This window comes from Frankia umida (assembly GCF_023242945.1).
In the GTDB taxonomy this organism is placed as follows: domain Bacteria; phylum Actinomycetota; class Actinomycetes; order Frankiales; family Frankiaceae; genus Frankia; species Frankia umida.
In genome coordinates this window covers 195,811-214,672 of sequence record NZ_JALKFT010000002.1, presented here as the reverse complement: position 1 = coordinate 214,672, position 18,862 = coordinate 195,811, and the positions used below count along the sequence as shown (strand labels likewise).

The following is an 18,862-nucleotide window of genomic DNA, read 5'->3' as shown; positions in this document are numbered from 1 at the left end:
ATCCCGGTGATGACTCTCAGTAATCACAGTGCGGGGCGAGATGGGGCGGAGCGAGGGCGGGCCGGCCGCCCATCGCCGCATTATGCCGGCCATCTTGTGTTCTTGTTGGGAAACAAGAGGGATGGTGTCGAAGTTCCGCCGGAAACATTGAGAATCCCGGCGAGCCGACCTGATCGGAGTATTCCGCCAGGTGTCACACCATGTCTCTGTGCCATGTCATGGGTGCCATGTCATGGGTGCCATGTCATGAGTGCCATGCCCGGCTCGGCAGGTATCGCGATGATGACCGGTCTGGGTCATCCTCGAAAACCATCCCGAATGACGATGCACATGGCCGACCTGCGCGCGTACAAAAGAATGGTGGATACCGGCCGTCTGATGGACGCCCGCGCTGTTGGGCCAAAGCCCGGCGAGGCCACGACCGATCCCGGTTCGCCGGTCGCCCCGGGCCCATGCCGGGTCGTCGTCGCCGACGACGCCGACGGTGTGCGTGACCTGCTGTGCCTACTACTCGGGACCGAGCCGGACTTCACCGTCGTCGGCGTGGCCGCCGACGGTGCGCAGGCCATCGACGAGGTGCATCGCACCGATCCGGATCTGGTGCTGCTCGATCTCGCGATGCCGGTCCTGGACGGTATCGGTGCGCTGCCTCGGATTCGGCGCATCGCGCCGCGGGCGGTCGTCGTGATTTTCACCGGTTTTTCGGAGGAGACCCTGCTGGATCAGGTGCTCGCCCTCGGCGCCGACGCGCTCCTGGAAAAGGGCCTTGCCACCGGTCCGCTGGTCGACCAGCTGCGGCAGTTGTACGCGGCGCGACGGCCGGCCTGAGCAGAGCCCAGACTCGGAGCAGCTCAGACTCGGAGCAGCTCAGACCTGGGCGAAGGTCATGGTCCGTAGCGGCGGTACGTCGCCGCGGCGGGCGGCCCGGGCCGCGAAGGCCCGGATGCCGGCCTGTTGCCGCTCACCCAGGGAGAAGTCCAGCGTGGTGAAGTAGCGGGCGAGCGTCGCCGGGTCGAACACCTCGAACCGGGCCGCCCGGGCCGCGACCGCCGCCACGTCGCCGAGCGCGAGGTCGAGGCCGGCGCGGAAGGCGTCATGCACCTCCTTGACCACCCCGGGGTGCTGGTCGGCGAAGGACCGGCGGGCCGCCCACACCGCGAACACCATCGGCAGGCCGCTCCAGTCCCGCCAGGCAGCGCCCAGGTCGATCAGACCGAGCGGATGCGCTGCCCCGTCCCGCTCGGCCTCGTAGGTCTCCCGCAGCGCCACATCGCCGATGATCACCGCCGCGTCCGCCTCCCGCAGCATCAGCGGCAGGTCGGGCGGCATCGTCACGTAGGTCGGGGTGAGGCCGTGCAGTTCCTCCAGCAGCATCCGCGCCAGCAGCACACTCGTCCGGGACGTGGAGCCGAGCGCGACCGTGCGCACCTCGGCCAGCGGCACCGCCGTACTGAGCAGCACGGACAGCACCGGCCCGTCCGACCCGACGGCGAGATCCGGCAGGACGACCAGCTCGTCGGCATGGCGCAGGTACTCGACCAGGCTGATCGGCCCGATATCCAGATCACCGGCGACGAGCGCCTCGGCCAGCCGGTCCGGGGTGTCCTTGGTCAGTTCGAGGTCGAGCAGCGCGCCCGAGTGGACCAGCCCCCAGTACAGGGGCAGGCAGTTCAGGAACTGGATGTGCCCGACCCGTGGCCGCGCCGGCCCGCTGTTCAACGCTGCCCGCCGTGCCGGTTCTCCATCGCGTCGATGACGGCCCGACGTTGTCGCAGCGCCAGCGGGTAGCTGGCCAGCCCACTGATCGCCAGCGCCAGCAGGAAGGCGAGCAGGCCGCCGAGCCCGAGCAGCAGCACGACGGCCAGCACCACCCCGAACAGCAGTGCCCGCACCGCGAAGTAGCGCACATTGATGGCCAGCAGCCCGCGCTGTGGCCGTGGGCCGGGCCGGTTGGGCCACTTCATCAGGACCTCCGTTTTCTCGCCGGCACCCAGCCGAGGCGGCGCAGCACGGTCGGGAAGAAGCCCAGCCCGACGAAGACCGCGAGCAGCCCCAGCAGGGCCGCCGGGCCGATCGGCACCCCGACCCAGGCCAGCAACGCGTCGACCACGATGCCGGGGACGAGAATGACCACGAACGCCAGCGCGAACACCCACCCCGTGCCCGGTGCCCCCGGCGGGCGGGACGGATACCGCGGGTTGCTGCTCACCATCGCGACGGCCCGCCTCAGGCGTCGATGGCCGTGGCGACCTCGCGGCGGGCCGGATCGGGCCCGTCGTAGGCGCGGATCTCCCGGTAGCGGGTGTCCCGCTCGACCGGCCGGAACCCGGCGTCCCGGATGATGCCCAGCAGGTCCTCACGGGTCATCGTGGTCGGGGTGCCGAACCGGTCCGCGTCATGAGTGATCTTGTACTCGACGACGGAACCGTCCAGGTCGTCAGCACCGAAGTTCAGTGCGAGCTGGGCGGTCGTGAGGCCGTGCATCACCCAGAAGCACTTGACGTGGTCGACATTGTCGAACAGCAGCCGGGAGACAGCGAAGGTCTTCAGCGCCTCGGCACCGGTCGCCATCGGCTGGTTCATCAGCCGGTTGCGCGGGTCGCCGGCCGCGTCGTGCTGGAACCGCAGCGGGATGAACACCGCGAACCCGCCGGTCTCGTCCTGCAGTTCACGCAGCCGCAGCACGTGGTCCACCCGGTGCCGGGGCTCCTCGATGTGGCCGTAGAGCATCGTGCACGGCGTGCGCAGCCCCTTGGCGTGCGCGAGCCGGTGGATGCGCGACCAGTCCTCCCAGTGGGTCTCGTGGCCGACGATCTTCTGCCGGACCTCCCAGTCGAAGATCTCCGCGCCGCCGCCGGTGAGCGACTCGAGGCCCGCGTCGATCAGTTCGTCGAGGATCTCGTCGGCAGGCAGCCCGCTGATCTTCTCGAACCAGTGGATCTCGGTGGCGGTGAACGCCTTGAGCGCCACCCCCGGCAGCGCCTTGCCCAGCTCGCGCAGCGAGCGCGGGTAGTAGCGCCACGGCAGGGTCGGGTGCAGGCCGTTGACGATGTGCAGCTCGGTGATGCCGGCCGGCTCCATCTCCTTCGCCAGCCGGACGGCCTCCTCGATGCGCATCGTGTACGCGTCGGACTCGCCGGGCTTGCGCTGGAACGAGCAGTAGGCGCAGGACGCCGAGCACACGTTGGTGAGATTCAGGTGCCGGTTGACGTTGAAGAACGTCCGGTCGCCGTTCTTGCGGGTGCGGACGTCGTGCGCCAGGCCACCCAGCCAGGCCAGGTCGTCGCTGCCGTACAGCGCCTCACCGTCGGCTCGGCTCAGGCGCTCACCGGCCGCGACCTTCGCCTCGATCTCCCGTTTGAGCCCAGCATCCATACGGTCCAGACTAGCCCGATCGTCGCCCCGCTCCGCCTGTCTCGGCACGGCTGCCCCATCACAGCCCCCCTCGTCGCAGGGGTTCACTACTGGCGGTCGCGCCTGGCCGCCCGCCGCTGCAACCGCCCCAGCGGCCAGGTCAGCAGCCCCGCCACGACGAACCCGATCAGCACCGCCAGCAGCACGCTCACCCCCATGAGCGCCAGAACCACCGTGACCAGCACCAGCACCGCCAACCGCGCCACGAAGTACGGCAGCTGCGCCCGCAGATCGACATCGGACGGCGGGGCCACCTTCGCCTTCGCCTTCTTCTTCGCCGAGTCGCCGCCCGCCATATCCGTCACCCTCGCCTGTCCAGGAACGCCTCGCCTGTCCAGGAACACTGTGCTCCCTCGGAGGCTGGTTCCGCCAGGGAGCCTCGGGGGTGGCTGTGGGGCGATCATCGGCCTGGATGCCCGAGGTCGCCAGCCGGTTCCGCGGAACCGTTTCGGGGCTGCGTGTCGCCGCGGGCGGCGCCGAGTTCGCCGGACCAGCGGCGGTAGAGCGTGTGCGGGACGCCGGCGGCGTCCAGGACTCGTCCGGCGACGAAGTCGACCAGGTCGGCGGCGTCGCGGGCGCCCGCGTAGAAGCCGGGGCTCGCCGCGGCCACGACCGTGCCGGCCTCGTGCAGGGTGAGCATGTGCCGCAGGGTCGCCCCGGTGTAGGGCATCTCGCGGGGGACGACAAGCAGGCGGCGGCCTTCCTTGAGGGTCACGTCCGCGCAGCGTTGGAGCAGGTCCTTGGACAGGCCGAGGGCGATGCCGGCGAGGCAGGCGGTGCTCGCCGGGACCACGATCATCCCGCGGGTGGGGTAGGAGCCGCTGCTGGGCCCGGCCGCGAGATTGCCGGGGGCGTGCACCCTGACCTGCGCCGCGAGCAGTTCCCCGAGCCTGGACGCCGCCCCGGGTCCGGACGGGACAGCGGAGGTGGCTGCGGCGCCGAAGGGGGCGCGGAGCCAGGCGGCCAGGACCGGCGGCCAGGCACTGTCGTGCCAGGCGAGGCCGGTCTCGTCCAGCAGGGTGAGCCGGGCGGCGCGGGAGAGCACCAGGTCGACCGGATGGCCGGCGGCGAGCAGGCCGCCGAGCACCGCGGCGGCGTACGGGGTGCCGCTGGCGCCGCTGACCCCCACCACCCAGGGCACCCTCGGCACGTCAGACCGACAGACCGCGGCTGAACAGGTCGGCGACGGCGAAGGCGAACAGGGCGATGCCGACGAAGCCGTTCGCCGTGAGGAAGGCCCGGTTGACCCGCGAGAGATCGTTCGGGGAGACGATGGCGTGCTCGTAGGAGAACGCGGCCGCGGTCACGGCGAGGCCGGCCCACCAGAACGCGCCGGTGCCCTCCATCAGGCCGTACGTCACGAACAGGGCGAACGTGACGATGTGTGTGACCGTCGAGCCGATCAGCGCGCCGCGGATCCCGAACCGGGCCGGGACCGACCGTACGCCGATGCGGCGGTCGATCTCCGCGTCCTGGCAGGCGTAGATGAGGTCGAACCCGCCGATCCAGGCGCCGACGGCGAGGCCGAGCACGACGGCAGCCCACGACCAGTGGCCGGAGACGGCGATCCAGGCACCGACGGGGGCGACGGCCTGGGCGATGCCGAGGACGGCGTGCGGGAAGTCGGTGAAACGCTTGGCGTACGGGTAGACGACCAGGGGGGCGACGGCGACCGGAGCGAGGGCCAGACACAGCCAGCTCAGCATCGCCGCGGCGGGGAGGAACACGGCGAGCGCGACCACCGAGCCGACCACGGCGGTGCGCACCGACACCGCGCCGGTGACCAGTTCCCGACCGGCGGTGCGCGGGTTGCGGGCGTCGATCGCCCGGTCGATGATCCGGTTGGCGGCCATGGCGAAGGTGCGGGCGGCGACCATCGCGATCGTGACCAGCCCGAGGTCCGTCCAGTGCACCGAGCGGGACGCGTCGAAGCAGGCGGCCAGCGCCGCGATGTAGGCGAACGGCAACGCGAACACCGAGTGTTCGATGACGACCAGCCGTAAGAACGCCCGCACGTGGCCCAGTTCGTGCTGCCCGCCGCCCCCGGAGGAGCCGGACAGGCCGCCGGACGGTTCAGGCAGGAAGGTCGCGTCACTCACAGGCCGTACTCCTTCCAGCGCCGGGTGACCCGGTCGCGTACCGCGGCATCCATCACGATCTCCTCGGGCCAGCCGCCGTCCCGGCGGTAACCCTCGGTCGGTAGCTTGCGGGTCGCGTCGACCCCGACCTTGCCACCCCAGAACTGCTCGTACGAGGCGTGGTCGAGATGATCGACCGGGCCGATCGTGGTGAGCAGGTCGTGGGCGTAGTCCACATTGCCGAACGCCCGCCAGGCCACCTCGTGGTAGTCGTGGACGTCACAGTCCGCGTCGACCACGACGATCAGCTTGGACAGCGACAGCAGCCCGGCGCCCCAGATGGCGTGCATCACCTTCTGGGCGTGCTTGGGGTAACGCTTGTCGATCGAGACGATGCAGCAGTTGTGGAACACGCCGGCTTCCGGCAGGTCGTAGTCGACGATCTCGGGAATCATCATCCGGATCAGCGGCAGGAAGATGCGTTCGGTGGCCTTGCCCATCGGCCCGTCCTCCTGCGGCGGGCGGCCGACGACGATCGTCTGGAACACCGGATCACGCTGCATCGTCATCACGTCGACGTGCAGTGCCGGGAACGGCTCGACGGGCGTGTAGAAGCCGGTGTGGTCGCCGAACGGGCCCTCGGGCAGCCGCTCCCCCGGCTCCAGCCAGCCCTCGAGCACGATCTGCGCGTTCGCCGGCACCCGCAGCGGGACGCTGCGGCAGTCGACCATCTCCACCCGCTCGCCGCGCAGGTAGCCGGCGAACAGGTACTCGTCGATGTCGGCGGGCAGTGGGGCGGACGCGGCGTAGGTGACCGCCGGGTCGCAGCCGAACGCGATCGCCACGGGGAGCCGCTCGCCGCGCCGCTCGGCGACGGCGTGGTGGGCGTTGGAATCCTTGTGGATCTGCCAGTGCATGCCGACGGTGCGGGCGTCGTGGCGCTGCAACCGGTACATCCCGAGGTTGCGGGCGCCGGTCTCGGGATGACGGGTGTGGGTCAGCCCCAGGTTGAGGAAGGCGCCGCCGTCGCTCGGCCAGGCGTGCACCCCGGGCAGGCGGAACAGGTCGACGTCCGACCCTTCGAGAACGACGTCCTGGCAGGGGGCCGTGCGCACCCGGCGTGGCGGCAGTGACGTCAGCGACGCGGCCTTGCCCAGGGCGTCGCGCAGGCCGGACAGGCCGACCGGTAGTTCGGGGCGCAGCAGGGCGGCGATCCGCTCGCCGATCTCGTCCAGACGCTCGACGCCGAGGGCCGCGGCCATCCGCGCCTCGGTGCCGAACACGTTGATCGCCAGCGGCATGTCCGACCCGAGGGGGGCTTCGAACAGCAGCGCCGGGCCGTGCTCGCGCACCACCCGGGTGACGATCTCGGTGACCTCCAGCCTGGGGTCGACGGGCACCGACACCCGTCGCAGGTCACGCCGCCGTTCGAGGTGCGCGAGAAACGCGCGTAGATCCGCCCAGGCCATTGCCCCATCCTCGCAGCCGGCACCGACAACCGTAGGCTCCCCCACCACCGGTGACGATCGGCGCACCCAGCGCTGCCGGTCGGGGCGACGCCGACGACGCTGTTGCCAACCGGCCGGACGTGACCCCGGGAGGAGGGGCACACTAGGGATACACGGGCCGGCCATCTTCGCGACACGTGCGCCCTCCGGGGGCCGCCTTCGGGCAGCCGCGGACAGCGGGGGAGCACACCGTCCGGCCCGTCCGAGTCGCCGCGCACGGCCAGGACCCGCAGGCCGCGGCGGCTGCCCCGCTGGGCCACGGTGACCGCCCGGCGGACCGGGACTACTAACCCGCGTGCCGACGTTCATAGCCCATATGCCAGGCGAAACCTGACAGGACGTAATCGGTCACGGAGAGCTGGAAGGAGCGACCAGCAGGTGCTGGGCCTCGCGCTGACGTTTGTGATCATCGGTGTCTGGGCGTACGCGATCATCGATGTGGTCGGGACGCCCCCGGACGAAGTACGAGTGGGGTCGAAACTTCTCTGGATCGTGGCGGTCGCGCTGTTCTGGATCCCCGGCGCGGTCGGTTGGTTCCTGTTCGGCCGGCCGCGGGTGAACGGCTACGGCGCACGCGCGCCGCGACGCGCCGTCTCCGACCATCCGGCGTTCGGTCAGCGATCCGCCTGGGAGGTCACCCGGCGTGAGGCCGGTCTCGGCCGGCCCGGCTCGCGGATGGGTACCCGCCGTCCCGTCGCCCGTCCCAAGGGCCCGGACGACGACCCGGAGTTCCTGCGGGAACTCACCGAGCGCATCCGCGGCGGCGAGTCCGAGCCCCCCTCGCCCTCCCGCGGCTGACAGCCGCCCCCCGTCCAAGGCGCCCCGACCGAGGGGCGGCCTGGACGAGGGGATCTTCTGTGCCGGCGTCCGGTCAGACGCCGGCGTAGGAGTGCAGGCCGGTGATGACCAGGTTGACCAGGTAGTAGTCGACGAACAGAGCCGTGAACGCGACCAGTGAGATGGTCGCGGCGCGGCGGCCACGCCAGCCGGCGGTCGCGCGGGCGTGCAGGTAGGCGGCGTAGCAGACCCAGGTGATGAACGACCAGGTCTCCTTGGGGTCCCAGCCCCAGTAGCGACCCCACGCCGCCTCGGCCCAGATCGCGCCGGCGATGATCGCGAAGGTCCAGATCGGGAAGGCGAACGCGATGATCCGGTAGGTGAGGGTGTCCAGCGCGGCTGACGAGGGCAGCCGCATGACGATCCCACCGCGGTTCTGCATCGCCCGACTGGCCTCGGCCCGTCCGGTGGCGACCTCGGCCAGCCGGTTCTCCCAGCGTTCCTTGATAAGGAACAGCAGCGTGGTCACCGCGGAGACGAGGAACACCCCGCTCGCGACGATCGCCCCGACCACGTGGATCTTCAGCCAGTACGAGTTGAGTGCCGGCACCAGCGGTCCGGGCGCCACGTAGAGCACCGTCCCGGCGAAGCCGAGGTAGAGCACCACCGGCACCATGACGAAGACGCCCAGCCAGCGCACGTTGTGCCGGGTGATCAGGCCGAGGAACGTCGTGACCGCGATCAGGCAGATCATCGACGAGTACTCGTACATGTTGCCCCACGGCACCCGGTCCGCCGCGACCCCGCGGGTGATGACCGACGCGAGATGCAACGCCCAGCCGACGGCGGTGGCGCCCACCGCGAGCCGGCCGATCCAGCGGGCCCGCGCCGAGACCCGCAGGTCACCGTCATCACCGCCGGCGAGCGAGTGCGCGGCCCGGTCCCGCCGGCGGACCGCCTCGATCTCACGGGCACGCTCCGCGGCGTCCGCGGCCGGACGGTCGATCACGCTGCCCGCCGACGCGGCGGCCGAGGCCGCGACCAGCACGGCGGACCGGTCCGCCGACGTACGTGCGGCCGGGACGGCAGAGGTCTCGGTGGAGGTCTCGGTGGAGGTCTCGGTGGAGGTCACCGCCTCGCCGTCACGGGTGCCCAGGCGGCTGAACGCGAACTCGGCCGCGAAACCGAGCATCGCGGCCGAGTACACCGCCATGCCGCTGCCGAACAGATGGTTGGACAGGCTGGCGAAGCCCTCGTTGACCGCCATCAGCGCTCCCGTTCCCTGCTCTTCGGCTCTGCTGCCTCAGCTGGCTGTGCTGGCTGTGCTGGCTGTGCTGCCTTGTCCCGCGGTGGTGCTCCGGTGGCCTCGCGGACGCCGGTGGTGAGGTCGGCGAGTTCGGTGGCGAAGCCGTCCCCGTGCGAGCGGGACAGGCCGCCGATCTCGACGATGGACCCGCCGCCGGACGCCGGACGCGCGCGGACCCAGACCCGGCGGCGGCGCACCCGCAGGCTCGCGATCAGGCCGACGATGATGAGCACCGCGAACACCAGCGCCTCACGCTTGGCCGGGTCGGCCTTCACCTGGAAGGTGGCGAACTCGGCGACGCTGTCGACCTCGAGGCTCAGGCCGCCGGGCAGGCCGGTCAGCGTGCGCTGGCGGGGGTTGTTCGGGGCCAGGATCTGCGCGGTGCGGCCGGCGCCGGCGGGACCGGTCAGCGGGATCTGCTTCATGTCCCGGGTGTCGACGGTGTAGACGTTCTGCGGCACGCCCTCGTCCAGGTGCAGGTTGCCGACGAAACCGGTGATCGTCATCCCGGGGGCGGTGGCCGCCGGGAAGATCGAGACGTAGCCGCGGGTGGGGTCCAGCCGGGTCGTCGGGGTGAAGACGCCGCTGAAGGCCAACTGCTGCGGTTCACGTCGGGTACCGACGGGCGCGAGGCCGGCGTCGGGGATCTTCACCGTGCAGGTCGAGGTGAACATGCCGTCGCGTGGCGTGCAGGGCACGTTGTTCTGCCAGACGACGGTGCCCTTGGCGTCACGCAGGACGAAATGCGGCGCGTACCCGTGGCCGATCAGGTAGACCTTGGCGTCGTGGAGGATCAGCGGATGGTTGACCCGGATCGTCGACGTCCGGGTCGGGGCATCCAGGTCGGTGGCGTAGCTGACGTCCGCGCGGAAGTCGGCCGGTTCGCCGTTGGGCTGGTAGGACGCCCGGAACCGGTCCAGGGTCAGCGAGAAGGGCTGCAGCTTCGCGGTGTTGACGAGCTTGCCGCCACTGAACTGGTCATAGGAGACGAGCGTGTTGGCGAATCCGTCGCCGGAGACCACCAGGGTCGTCCCCGAATAGCCGAACCAGGAGCCGAAGCCGACCGCGGCGAGCAGGCCGACCAGCGCGACGTGGAAGACGAGGTTGCCGGTCTCGCGCAGGTAGCCCTTCTCCGCGGCGACGGAGTGGTCGGGGGTTCCGTCCGGCCGGCGGGCGTCGGCGGGCGCGACGCTGGCCCGGAACCGCCGCCCGCGCAGCACCCCGCGGGCGATCTCGGCGGCCTCGTCCGGCGGCAGCGGGGACGTCCAGGAACTGCCCCCGGGCAGACGACCGGGACGCGCCGGGGCCTTCGGCGGGGCGGTGAACAACGCCCGCGCGTGCCAGCGGATACGCGAGGACAGGCAGCCGATCAGCGAGATGAACAGCAGCAGGTAGATCGCGGCGAACCAGGGTGCGGCGAAGACGTCGAACCCGGAGAACCGGTCCAGCACCGGACCGATCGTCGAATGATCCTTGAGATACTGCTCGACCCGCAGCGGGTTGATGTTGCGCTGGGGCAGCAGCGAACCCGGCACGGCGGCGAGCGCCAGCAGGAACAGCAGCAACAGCGCGGTGCGCATGCTGGTCAGCTGCCGCCAGCTGCGCACCGCGAGCGCCCACGGCCCGGACCGTCCCACCGCGGCCCCGCCGGGACGCGTCCCGCTCGCCCGCGACGGCGCGTCCGGCTCGGCGGCTCCCGCGCCGGTGTCCGCGCTGGCGCTGGTGCGGGTCGGTGGGTCGAACGCCTCCGGACGGGCGGTGGCGGCCGCGTCGGCATGGCCGTCGGGGAGCCGGCGGGTGGGCGCGGACTCCTGGTCGAACCCGGCGTCCTCGCTGGTCTCACGCGTGGACGAGGTGGAGCTGGCAGGAGAGGTGGAGCTGGGAGGAGGGGTCACAGCGGCGTCTCCGAGAAGCCGGGAGCGTAGGGCCGCAGGAAGATGATCAGGTCGGCCCAGGCCCCGGTGAGTTGGAGCATTCCGACCGCGACCAGCAGGAGCCCACCGGAGACGGTCAGAATGCGGGAGTGCCGGCGCAGCAGGAGCAGGGCACCAGCGGCCCGCCGGAAGGCGAGCCCGACCGCGAGAAACGGCGCCCCGAGCCCGAAGCAGTAGACGGCGGACAGGAACGCGCCCCGGCCAGCGGTCGCGCTCGTCGTCGCGAGCCCCAGCACGGCGGTGAGGGTCGGACCGATACAGGGCGCCCAGCCGACACCGAACATCACCCCGAGCAGGGGCGCACCGATCAGCCCGGGACGCGGCAGCCGGTGGAAACGCCATTCCCGGTTCGCCCAGGACAGCTGGGAGAACAGCCCGGCGAACGCGAGGCCCATCACGACCGTGAAGGCACCAAGAATCTGGTTCACCCCCACCTGGTGGGCCAGCAGTCGGTTGCCGAGCCCGCCGAACGCCGCGCCGTAGGACACGAACACCGCCGTGAACCCGAGCACGAACAGTCCCGTGCCGGCGGTCACCCGTCCGCCCCAGCGCAACTGGCGCAGTCGCGCCCGCGGTCCCGGTTCCCGCCGCCCGGCCAGACCGGGGTTCGCGGGCAGCACCGCCCCACCAGCTGACACCGCCCCCACGAGTACTGGTTCGGCCGGTTCGGGGAGGGCGTCGCGGCGCTCGCGCTCCTCGAGTTCCTCACCGGACAGACCAGTGACGAAGCTGAGATAGCCGGGGACGAGCGGCAGCACGCACGGAGAGAGAAACGACATCAGTCCGGCGGCGGCCGCCACAGGTGCCGCAAGCAGCACCGAACCGTTGGTGACCAGGTCAGCGGCGCTCATGAGCGGATCACGTCTCGGCCTGCAACCGGGTCAGCACGGGGGCGAGTTCCTCGGGCAGGACACCGCCGGTGAACCGGGCGGCGATCCGACCGTCGGCGTCGAGCACGAACGTCGACGGGAGCCCGGGCGCCACCGGCCAGCCGGCGGCGAGTGTGCCCAGCCGGTCGACGACACTCGGATAGGGCATGTCGAAATCACGGGCGAACGCCTTCGCGCTGGACGTGCCATCCTTCTCGTTGACACCGAGGAAGGCGACCGACCGCTCCTGACGGGCGAGCTTGGCCAGGCCCGGTGACTCGGCGCGGCACGGCGCGCACCAGGAGGCCCAGAAGTTGACCACGACGGCCTTGCCCCGCAGCGAGGCCAGGTCGATCGGCTTGCCGTCAAGATCCTTGCCGGACAGTCTGGGCGCGGCGTGCCGGTTGCCGACACTGACGTAGTCCGTCCCGGCCGACTGCTGGACGAAGCCGTAGCCGTCGCCACCCGTCGCATCGGTCGCGTTGCCGTGCGCGGAGCAGGCGGCGAGCACACCGACCAACGCCATCACCAGCGCCAGCAGGCGCCCCACCCGGACCGGTCGAACACGGGCCGGTCGAACACGGGCCGGTCGAACACGGGCCGGTCGAACGCGGGCATGGCCAGTCCGCGGCGAGTCCGGACCATCAGCTGATCTGAACCGCCGTCCCATCTCTGCCACGCGCACCAGTATGTGCCCTGCCCCTCTCGGCTCCCGCACCCGTCTACGACCCACTGTAGAACTACGACCAACTGTAGAACTCGACTCAGCGTAGGCGCGAGTACCCACCGGTGCGCGTGTGGTTCCCCACGGCCGCGCCGGTGTCAGCAGCCGCGGCCGCCGGCTACCATGCCGCCCTGATCGAACCGGCCAGTCCGGGCGACCCGGCGTGGAACGGGTGCAGCCGGAAGCTCGCGGTGACGGGCACGGTGGCGCTCTCGAGGTCGCTCCCCCAGGCCGCGGCGGCGGCCTGACACAGGTCGTCGCGGGTGCGATGGTGGCCGGTGGGACCCATCAGGGCGAGGTCGACGGCGGCGGTGACCGGGAGTGTGAGCGGGACGTCCAGCTGCTCGACCGGGCCGGGGCTGAACTGTTCGGTGAGCCGTCCCGCGAGCTGGCCGTCCTTGTCGGGGTGCAGGCCGACCAGACCGAGCGGGCCCCTCAGCTCGGCGAGATGCGCGGGTCCGGGTGTGACGACGAGCAGCAGCCCGCCCGGGCGCAGCACCCGGCGCATCTCACCCGGATGACGCGGGGCGAACACGTCGAGCAGCACGTCCACCTGGCCGTCCGCGACGGGCCACTGTTCGGCGGCGTCGAAGGAGACTGCCCCGATTCGCGGATGCGCCCGAGCCGCGCGACGCAACGCCGGTGGCGCCACGTCCACCGCGATCCCACGGGCACGGTGCCCTCGAGCACCCTGCTCCAGGGCGCCGTGCTCCAGGGCGGTCAGCACGCCGGCCAGGTGGTGGCCGGTGCCGGCACCGATCTCCAGGATCGTCGGTGCGGCCCGGCCGTCGGCGCGGGCCGCGGCGGTGAGTGCGCCAAGCCGGGCGGTCAGCGGCGCGTAGTACCCGGCGTCCAGGAAGGCGGCGCGGGCGGCCACCATCGCCGAGGTGTCGCCGGTGATCCGCCGTGACCGGCCGCCGCGCAGGCTGAGGTAGCCACCGCGGCCAAGGTCGAAGCTGTGCCCCGCCGCGCAGCACACCTCACCCGCACCCGCACCAGCACCGCCCAGCTCGCCGGCGCACACCGGGCAGCGCAACGCCGACAGGATGCCGGTCAGGCCCGGGTGGGCGCCCACCGCGCTCAGGCGCCGACCGAACCGGGCGTGTTGCCCGTCGGGCCGTTGGGCTCGGCGTACTCGACGCCGACGAGCTGGCTGCCCTGGTAGACCGCGGTGGTGACGCTGGCCAGGGCGCACTGGCGCCGGTCGGGACGGTGCCACAGGTGGACGCCCTCCAGGGCGCGCCGGGCCGTCCACACCGGGAGCTGGTGGCTGACCAGCACGATGTGGCGGCCGGGGTACTGGTCGCGCCAGTCGGCGACGGCGGCGAGCATGCGCTGCGCGATCTCGGTGTAGGGCTCCCCCCAGGACGGCCGGAACGGATTGCGCAGCAGCGGCCACATGGCGGGGCGGCTCAGGGCCGCCGGGCCGGCCTCGAAGGTGCGGCCCTCGAACGCGTTACGGCTTTCGATGAGGCGCGGATCGACGCCGACGGGCAGGTTGTGGGCGGCGGCGATCGGCCCGGCGGTCTGCTGGGCGCGGTCCAGAGGGCTCGCCACGACGGCGGCGATGTCGAGGTCGGCGAGGTGCTCCGCGGTGATTTTGGCCTGGCGGTGCCCGTTGTCGGACAGGCCGAAGCCGGGCAGCCGACCGTAGAGCACCTTGCCCGGGTTGAACACCTCACCGTGGCGGACCAGATGCACCCGGGTGCGCCCGTCCAGGGGCGTCACGACGCGCCTCCGGCGGCGACCGGGGTGGCGTCGGGGACGGCGGCGGCGGCACGGGCGGCGGCCGGGGCGGCGGCGGCGATCCGCTCGAGCACGACGTCGTCGTGGGCGGCGGAGACGAACCAGGCCTCGAACGCCGACGGCGGCAGGTAGATGCCGGCGTCGAGCATGCTGTGGAAGAACGCGGCGTAACGGGCGGCGTTCTGCGCCTGGGCACCGGCGTAGTCGATCACGGCGGTGGCGTCGGTGAAGAAGAAGCTGAACAACGAGCCGGCGCTGGCCGGCAGGTGCGCCACGCCCTGTTCGGTGAGCGCCGTGGACACGATGCCGGCGACGTCAGCGGCGCGGGCATCCACTGTCGCGTACACCTCGTCGGTGCAGGCCCGCAGGGTGGCAAGGCCGGCGGCGACCGCGATCGGGTTCCCGGACAGCGTGCCGGCCTGGTAGACGGGCCCGGCGGGAGCCAGCCGTGACATCACGTCGGCCCGCCCGCCGAACGCCGCCGCGGGCAGCCCACCACCCATCACCTTGCCGAAGGTGAACAGATCCGGCGACCAGTCCTCAAGGTCGCCCTCGATGCCCCACCAGCCGGCCCGGGAGATCCGGAAGCCGGTCATCACCTCGTCCAGAATCAGCAGTGCGCCGTGGATGTCGCACAGCCGGCGCAGGCCCGCGTTGAAGCCCGGCAGCGGCGGGACGACGCCCATGTTGGCCGCGGCGGCCTCGGTGATGACGGCGGCGATCGTGGCGCCCCGCTCGGCGAAGACCGCCTCGACCGCGGCGAGGTCGTTGTAGGGCAGCACGATCGTGTCGGCGGTAGCGGTGCCGGTCACGCCCGGGGTGTCGGGCAGGCCGAAGGTGGCCAGGCCCGAGCCCGCGGCGGCGAGCAGCGCGTCGACGTGCCCGTGGTAGCAGCCGGCGAACTTGATGATCGTCGCACGGTTGGTGAAGCCACGGGCGAGCCGCACGGCACTCATGGTCGCCTCGGTGCCCGAGTTGACCAGCCGGACCTTCTCCACCGGCCCGACCCGCTCCACGATCAGCTCGGCGAGTTCGACCTCGCCGGGCGTCGGCGTGCCGAAGCTGGTGCCGGCGGTGACCGCCCGCGACACCGCCTCGACCACGGCCGGGTGCGCGTGGCCGAGGATCATCGGCCCCCAGGAGCAGACCAGATCGACGTAGGTACGGCCGTCGGCATCGGTGAGATAGGGACCGTCACCGGAGACCATGAAGCGCGGGCTGCCACCCACGGCACGAAAGGCTCGGACAGGCGAGTTGACCCCGCCGGGAACAACACGCTCGGCGCGCCGGAACAGCTCCTCGGAGGCCGGCGCGGCGGAGGGAACCACCATGCCCCGATCCTCGCAGGTCCCTACGACAGTTCGCGCCCCGCATGGACGTGCCGCCGGTCTCCGCCTGGCCCGGATGGGCGCCACCAGCACCGACGGGCTCAGGCCGCCGGCGGACGGGGGTCTGCCCCGGCCGCCCACCGGCGGCGGTCTGTGCGCCACACGCCGGGAATCAGGCTTTATGACCGTGTTGCCCTGATATCGTCCGGCAGGCCGCAATGTTCCTGGTTGACCCTACCGAGGGGCGGTGCCGCCTCGCCCGATCGGGGGCCCGCGCCGTGGCCCACGCCGTGGCCTGCGGCGCCGGCAATGCCGCCTGTTCAGCGCATCCTCACCCCAGACACCGACCCGCCATGACAAGAGTCACCCTTGTTCCGCACGACCATGACGGCGGTGGACGGTCATCGGCAGCCCACCAGCCGGGCGAAGAGTGACCTGCGGGACAGGCACCACATCGGTGCCCGGCACCGGGGCCAGCGACCAGTGCCGGGAGATCGCGGCCAGCGCGAGCGCGCCCTCGGCCAGAGCGAACGTGTTGCCGATGCACTGACGCGGCCCCCCACCGAACGGGAAGTACGCGAACCGCGGCCGGCCCGACTGGCCCGACTGGCCCGTCCAGCGGGTGGGGTCGAAGACCTCCGGCCGCGGCCACCAGCGTTCGTCGCGGTGCACCACCCACTGGCTGAGGATGAGAGTGGAGCCGGCGGGCAGGCGGTAGCCGGCGATGTCCCGGTCGGCCAACAGGTGCCGTCCCATCGCCCAGACGGGCGGGTACAGCCGCATCGCCTCGGCGAGGACGGCGTTCGTACAGGGCAGTCGGGTCAGGTCGTCCATGGTCGGGCACCGCTCGCCGAGGACCTCGTCCAGCTCCGCGTGCAACGCGGCGCGGACGGCGGCGTCCCGTCCCAGCAGGTGAAACGTCCAGGCCAGGGCGTTCGCGGTGGTCTCATGTCCGGCCAGCAGCAGGGTGAGCGCCTCGTCCCGGATCTGCTCGTCGCTCATCGGCGCGCCGGTTTCGTCGTCGCGGGCGGCCAGCAGCAGGGACAGCAGATCGTCGCCGGTGGCCCCGGCGGCTCGGCGGGCGGCGATCATCGCGTGGATCGCCTGGTCCAGTGCGGCGCGCGCGTCCCGACGGGCCCTGGACGCGGGAAGCGGCAGCCGCTCCAGGGCTGTGAAACCGGGTAGTCCGGCCCGGCGGGCCGCCGGCATCGTCAGGTCGATCGTGGTGCGGACGATGTCCACGACCTCGCTGTCCAGGTCGACGTCGAACAGGGTCCGGGCGACGATCGCCAGGGTCATCTCGGTCATCTCGGCGTGCACGTCAAGACGCTGGCCGTCGCGCCAGGTGGCGGCCCTGCGCTCGGCGATCCGCGCGAAGGTCGCGGCGTGACCGGCGATGCGCTGCCGATGGAACAGCGGCTGGATCAGCCGGCGCTGTCGCCGGTGGACGTCCCCCGCGCTGGTCAGCAGCCCCTCGCCGAGCAGCAATGTCAGCGGCTGCACCACCGTGCGCCGGCCCGCCGGCCCGCGCCGCACCGCTCCCTTGCCATAGGCCCGGTGCCCGCTGACCAGCACGTCGGCGATCGCGTCCGGCTCGGCGACGAGATACGCCGACACCGGCCAGCTCGCCACCCGCACCACCGGACCATGCTCGCGAGCCAGTTCGGTGAGCCGCCCAAGCGGATCGGCCCGCAACCGCCGCAGCGCCACGATCGCGTTGTCCGCGGGCCCCGGTACCGCGAGCGGCACCGCCGCCAGCCGCGGCACGGACTCGACGGACGGCGCCTGGGACGTTCGGCTCATCGTGGAGGCTCCCTTCGGCACAGGTGCACCGGTGCGTTCTGGATGCACCGGTAGGCCGAGAACATCAGGCTTACGTGTGAGTCGCCTGCGTGGAACATGTGCGGCGGATGCGAGTCCGACGCCGCCACCGACGCCCCTGGCCGGAGACAGGTGTTCCGCGGAACCGCCCGGACCGCGAGCGGCGGGTCAGGGCGGCGGGTCAGGGCGGCGGGGTCAGGTGGTGGCGGGTGCGGGCGGCCTGGCGGGTGAGGTGGTCGCGTTCGGCCACGCTGGTGGCGGCGTGGGCGGCCTGCGCGTAGAGGTCCGCGGCGTGGGCCAGGTCGCCGGCGCGTTCGTGCAGGTAGGCCGAGGTGGCGGCGTATCTGGGCAGGTCGGGGGGTACGGCGGCGAGGGCGGCCAGGCCGGCCTGTGGGCCGTCGGCCTCGCCCAGGGCCACGGCTCGGTTGAGGCGGACCACCGGGCTGTCGGTCAGGCGCAGCAGTTCGTCGTACCACTCGACGATCTGTACCCAGTCGGTTTCGGCGGTGCTGGGGGCGTCCGCGTGCAGGGCCGCGATCGCGGCCTGCGCCTGGTACTCGCCCAGCTGATCACGGGCCAGGGCGTGTTGCAGGATCGTCACACCTTCGGCGATCGCGGCCGTGTCCCAGCGGGTACGGTCCTGGTCCGCGAGTGGCACCAGGTCGCCGGACGGGCCGGTCCGCGACGCCCTGCGGGCATGGTGCAGCAGCATGAGCGCGAGCAGACCCGCCACCTCGGGCTCGTCGGTCAGCTCGGCGAGCTGGCGGGTCAGCCGGATCGCCTCGGCGGCGAGGTCGACGTCCCCGCCGTAGCCCTCGTTGAAGACGAGGTAGAGCACCCGTAGCACGGTCGCGAGGCCACCGGCGGTGTCCAGGGGGAGGCCGGCGATACGCCGTTTCGCCCGGCTGATGCGCTGCGCCATGGTCGCCTCGGGGACGAGGTAGGCCGACGCGATCTGCCGGGTGGTCAGGCCGCCCACCGCACGCAGCGTCAACGCGACGGCCGACGCCGGCGCCAGCACCGGCGACGCGCACAGGAAGTAGAGGCGCAGGGTGTCGTCGGTGGCGGGCACCGGGCCCACCTCCGGCTCGGAGTCGACGACCTGTTCGCGTCCACGTCGGGACGCCTCGGCCCTCGTCGCGTCGAGGAAACGCCGCCACGCGACCGTGACCAGCCACGCCTTCGGGCCCCGCGGGGAATCCTCGGGCCAGGTCTCGAGCGCTCGGATCAGCGCCTCCTGCACGGCGTCCTCGGCCGATGCGAAATCCGCCCCGCGTCGGACGAGGACGCCGATCACCGTGGGCACCAGCTCCCGCAGCAACGACTCGTCCACCATGCCCCTGATCACCCGCCACCT

19 protein-coding genes are annotated in these 18,862 nt (G+C 72.1%); 2 read left to right on the top strand and 17 right to left on the bottom strand.

What is annotated here, in order from left to right:
* Positions 1-318 precede the first annotated feature (318 nt).
* The gene (locus MXD59_RS03120; protein WP_225438662.1) at positions 319-828 is read left to right on the top strand and encodes a response regulator transcription factor; all 510 of its coding nucleotides are present in this window, start codon (positions 319-321) and stop codon (positions 826-828) included.
* Positions 829-867: 39 nt separating this feature from the next.
* Here the strand turns inward: MXD59_RS03120 and MXD59_RS03115 are convergent, their stop codons facing one another.
* From MXD59_RS03115 to MXD59_RS03080, 8 genes are all read right to left on the bottom strand, one after another.
* On the bottom strand, positions 868-1,719 hold the full coding sequence (locus tag MXD59_RS03115; RefSeq protein WP_163547773.1) for a menaquinone biosynthetic enzyme MqnA/MqnD family protein: 852 nt from the start codon (positions 1,717-1,719) through the stop codon (positions 868-870).
* Complete coding sequence (locus MXD59_RS03110; protein ID WP_225438086.1) at positions 1,716-1,964, bottom strand: hypothetical protein; 249 nt, start codon at positions 1,962-1,964, stop codon at positions 1,716-1,718. The genes MXD59_RS03115 and MXD59_RS03110 overlap by 4 nt, the downstream gene beginning before the upstream one ends.
* Complete coding sequence (locus MXD59_RS03105) at positions 1,964-2,212, bottom strand: hypothetical protein (protein WP_225438085.1); 249 nt, start codon at positions 2,210-2,212, stop codon at positions 1,964-1,966. Before MXD59_RS03105 ends, MXD59_RS03110 begins: the two co-directional genes overlap by 1 nt.
* Before the next feature lie 14 nt (positions 2,213-2,226).
* Complete coding sequence (mqnE, locus tag MXD59_RS03100) at positions 2,227-3,375, bottom strand: aminofutalosine synthase MqnE (protein WP_248823365.1); 1,149 nt, start codon at positions 3,373-3,375, stop codon at positions 2,227-2,229.
* Between the two features lie 86 nt (positions 3,376-3,461).
* A complete protein-coding gene (locus MXD59_RS03095) occupies positions 3,462-3,710 on the bottom strand; it encodes a hypothetical protein (RefSeq protein ID WP_248823364.1) in 249 nt (82 codons plus the stop codon).
* A gap of 104 nt (positions 3,711-3,814) precedes the next feature.
* A complete protein-coding gene (locus MXD59_RS03090) occupies positions 3,815-4,546 on the bottom strand; it encodes a UbiX family flavin prenyltransferase (RefSeq protein WP_248823363.1) in 732 nt (243 codons plus the stop codon).
* A 19-nt stretch (positions 4,547-4,565) separates the two neighbouring features.
* On the bottom strand, positions 4,566-5,513 hold the full coding sequence (gene mqnP, locus MXD59_RS03085) for a menaquinone biosynthesis prenyltransferase MqnP (protein ID WP_372511883.1): 948 nt from the start codon (positions 5,511-5,513) through the stop codon (positions 4,566-4,568).
* The gene (locus tag MXD59_RS03080; protein WP_248823362.1) at positions 5,510-6,961 is read right to left on the bottom strand and encodes a menaquinone biosynthesis decarboxylase; all 1,452 of its coding nucleotides are present in this window, start codon (positions 6,959-6,961) and stop codon (positions 5,510-5,512) included. Before MXD59_RS03080 ends, mqnP begins: the two co-directional genes overlap by 4 nt.
* 417 nt (positions 6,962-7,378) lie before the next feature.
* Here MXD59_RS03080 and MXD59_RS03075 point away from each other — a divergent pair, with 417 nt between their 5' ends.
* Positions 7,379-7,798, top strand: coding sequence for a PLD nuclease N-terminal domain-containing protein (locus MXD59_RS03075; protein WP_248815375.1), 420 nt, complete (start codon positions 7,379-7,381; stop codon positions 7,796-7,798).
* 73 nt (positions 7,799-7,871) lie between these two features.
* Here MXD59_RS03075 and ccsB read toward each other — a convergent pair whose 3' ends face one another.
* From ccsB to MXD59_RS03030, 9 genes are all read right to left on the bottom strand, one after another.
* Complete coding sequence (gene ccsB / locus MXD59_RS03070; RefSeq protein ID WP_248823361.1) at positions 7,872-9,044, bottom strand: c-type cytochrome biogenesis protein CcsB; 1,173 nt, start codon at positions 9,042-9,044, stop codon at positions 7,872-7,874.
* Positions 9,044-10,978: a cytochrome c biogenesis protein ResB gene (gene resB, locus MXD59_RS03065; RefSeq protein WP_372511881.1), complete on the bottom strand. Its 1,935-nt coding sequence runs from the start codon at positions 10,976-10,978 to the stop codon at positions 9,044-9,046. The genes ccsB and resB overlap by 1 nt, the downstream gene beginning before the upstream one ends.
* A complete protein-coding gene (locus tag MXD59_RS03060) occupies positions 10,975-11,868 on the bottom strand; it encodes a cytochrome c biogenesis CcdA family protein (protein ID WP_248823360.1) in 894 nt (297 codons plus the stop codon). The genes resB and MXD59_RS03060 overlap by 4 nt, the downstream gene beginning before the upstream one ends.
* 7 nt (positions 11,869-11,875) lie before the next feature.
* Complete coding sequence (locus tag MXD59_RS03055) at positions 11,876-12,436, bottom strand: TlpA family protein disulfide reductase (protein WP_248815378.1); 561 nt, start codon at positions 12,434-12,436, stop codon at positions 11,876-11,878.
* A gap of 292 nt (positions 12,437-12,728) precedes the next feature.
* Positions 12,729-13,685: a methyltransferase domain-containing protein gene (locus MXD59_RS03050; RefSeq protein ID WP_248823359.1), complete on the bottom strand. Its 957-nt coding sequence runs from the start codon at positions 13,683-13,685 to the stop codon at positions 12,729-12,731.
* Positions 13,686-13,690: 5 nt separating this feature from the next.
* Complete coding sequence (locus tag MXD59_RS03045; protein WP_248823358.1) at positions 13,691-14,338, bottom strand: histidine phosphatase family protein; 648 nt, start codon at positions 14,336-14,338, stop codon at positions 13,691-13,693.
* Entirely contained in the window at positions 14,335-15,687 is a 1,353-nt protein-coding gene (gene hemL, locus MXD59_RS03040) for a glutamate-1-semialdehyde 2,1-aminomutase (RefSeq protein ID WP_248823357.1), read from the bottom strand. The genes MXD59_RS03045 and hemL overlap by 4 nt, the downstream gene beginning before the upstream one ends.
* A 360-nt stretch (positions 15,688-16,047) precedes the next feature.
* Positions 16,048-17,487 (bottom strand): cytochrome P450, encoded by a 1,440-nt coding sequence (locus MXD59_RS03035; protein WP_248823356.1) that lies wholly within the window; start codon positions 17,485-17,487, stop codon positions 16,048-16,050.
* Between the two features lie 199 nt (positions 17,488-17,686).
* Positions 17,687-18,841: an RNA polymerase sigma factor gene (locus MXD59_RS03030; protein ID WP_248823355.1), complete on the bottom strand. Its 1,155-nt coding sequence runs from the start codon at positions 18,839-18,841 to the stop codon at positions 17,687-17,689.
* Positions 18,842-18,862 lie beyond the last annotated feature (21 nt).

What these genes read in the sequence shown, in the direction of transcription:
- MXD59_RS03030 (WP_248823355.1), bottom strand. Translation starts at nt 18,841, where the DNA reads ATGGTGGACGAGTCGTTGCTGCGGGAGCTGGTGCCCACGGTGATCGGC.
- MXD59_RS03105 (WP_225438085.1), bottom strand. Translation starts at nt 2,212, where the DNA reads ATGGTGAGCAGCAACCCGCGGTATCCGTCCCGCCCGCCGGGGGCACCG.
- mqnE (WP_248823365.1), bottom strand. Translation starts at nt 3,375, where the DNA reads ATGGATGCTGGGCTCAAACGGGAGATCGAGGCGAAGGTCGCGGCCGGT.
- hemL (WP_248823357.1), bottom strand. Translation starts at nt 15,687, where the DNA reads ATGGTGGTTCCCTCCGCCGCGCCGGCCTCCGAGGAGCTGTTCCGGCGC.
- MXD59_RS03120 (WP_225438662.1), top strand. Translation starts at nt 319, where the DNA reads ATGACGATGCACATGGCCGACCTGCGCGCGTACAAAAGAATGGTGGAT.
- ccsB (WP_248823361.1), bottom strand. Translation starts at nt 9,044, where the DNA reads ATGGCGGTCAACGAGGGCTTCGCCAGCCTGTCCAACCATCTGTTCGGC.
- MXD59_RS03060 (WP_248823360.1), bottom strand. Translation starts at nt 11,868, where the DNA reads ATGAGCGCCGCTGACCTGGTCACCAACGGTTCGGTGCTGCTTGCGGCA.
- MXD59_RS03110 (WP_225438086.1), bottom strand. Translation starts at nt 1,964, where the DNA reads ATGAAGTGGCCCAACCGGCCCGGCCCACGGCCACAGCGCGGGCTGCTG.
- MXD59_RS03035 (WP_248823356.1), bottom strand. Translation starts at nt 17,487, where the DNA reads ATGAGCCGAACGTCCCAGGCGCCGTCCGTCGAGTCCGTGCCGCGGCTG.
- MXD59_RS03080 (WP_248823362.1), bottom strand. Translation starts at nt 6,961, where the DNA reads ATGGCCTGGGCGGATCTACGCGCGTTTCTCGCGCACCTCGAACGGCGG.
- MXD59_RS03095 (WP_248823364.1), bottom strand. Translation starts at nt 3,710, where the DNA reads ATGGCGGGCGGCGACTCGGCGAAGAAGAAGGCGAAGGCGAAGGTGGCC.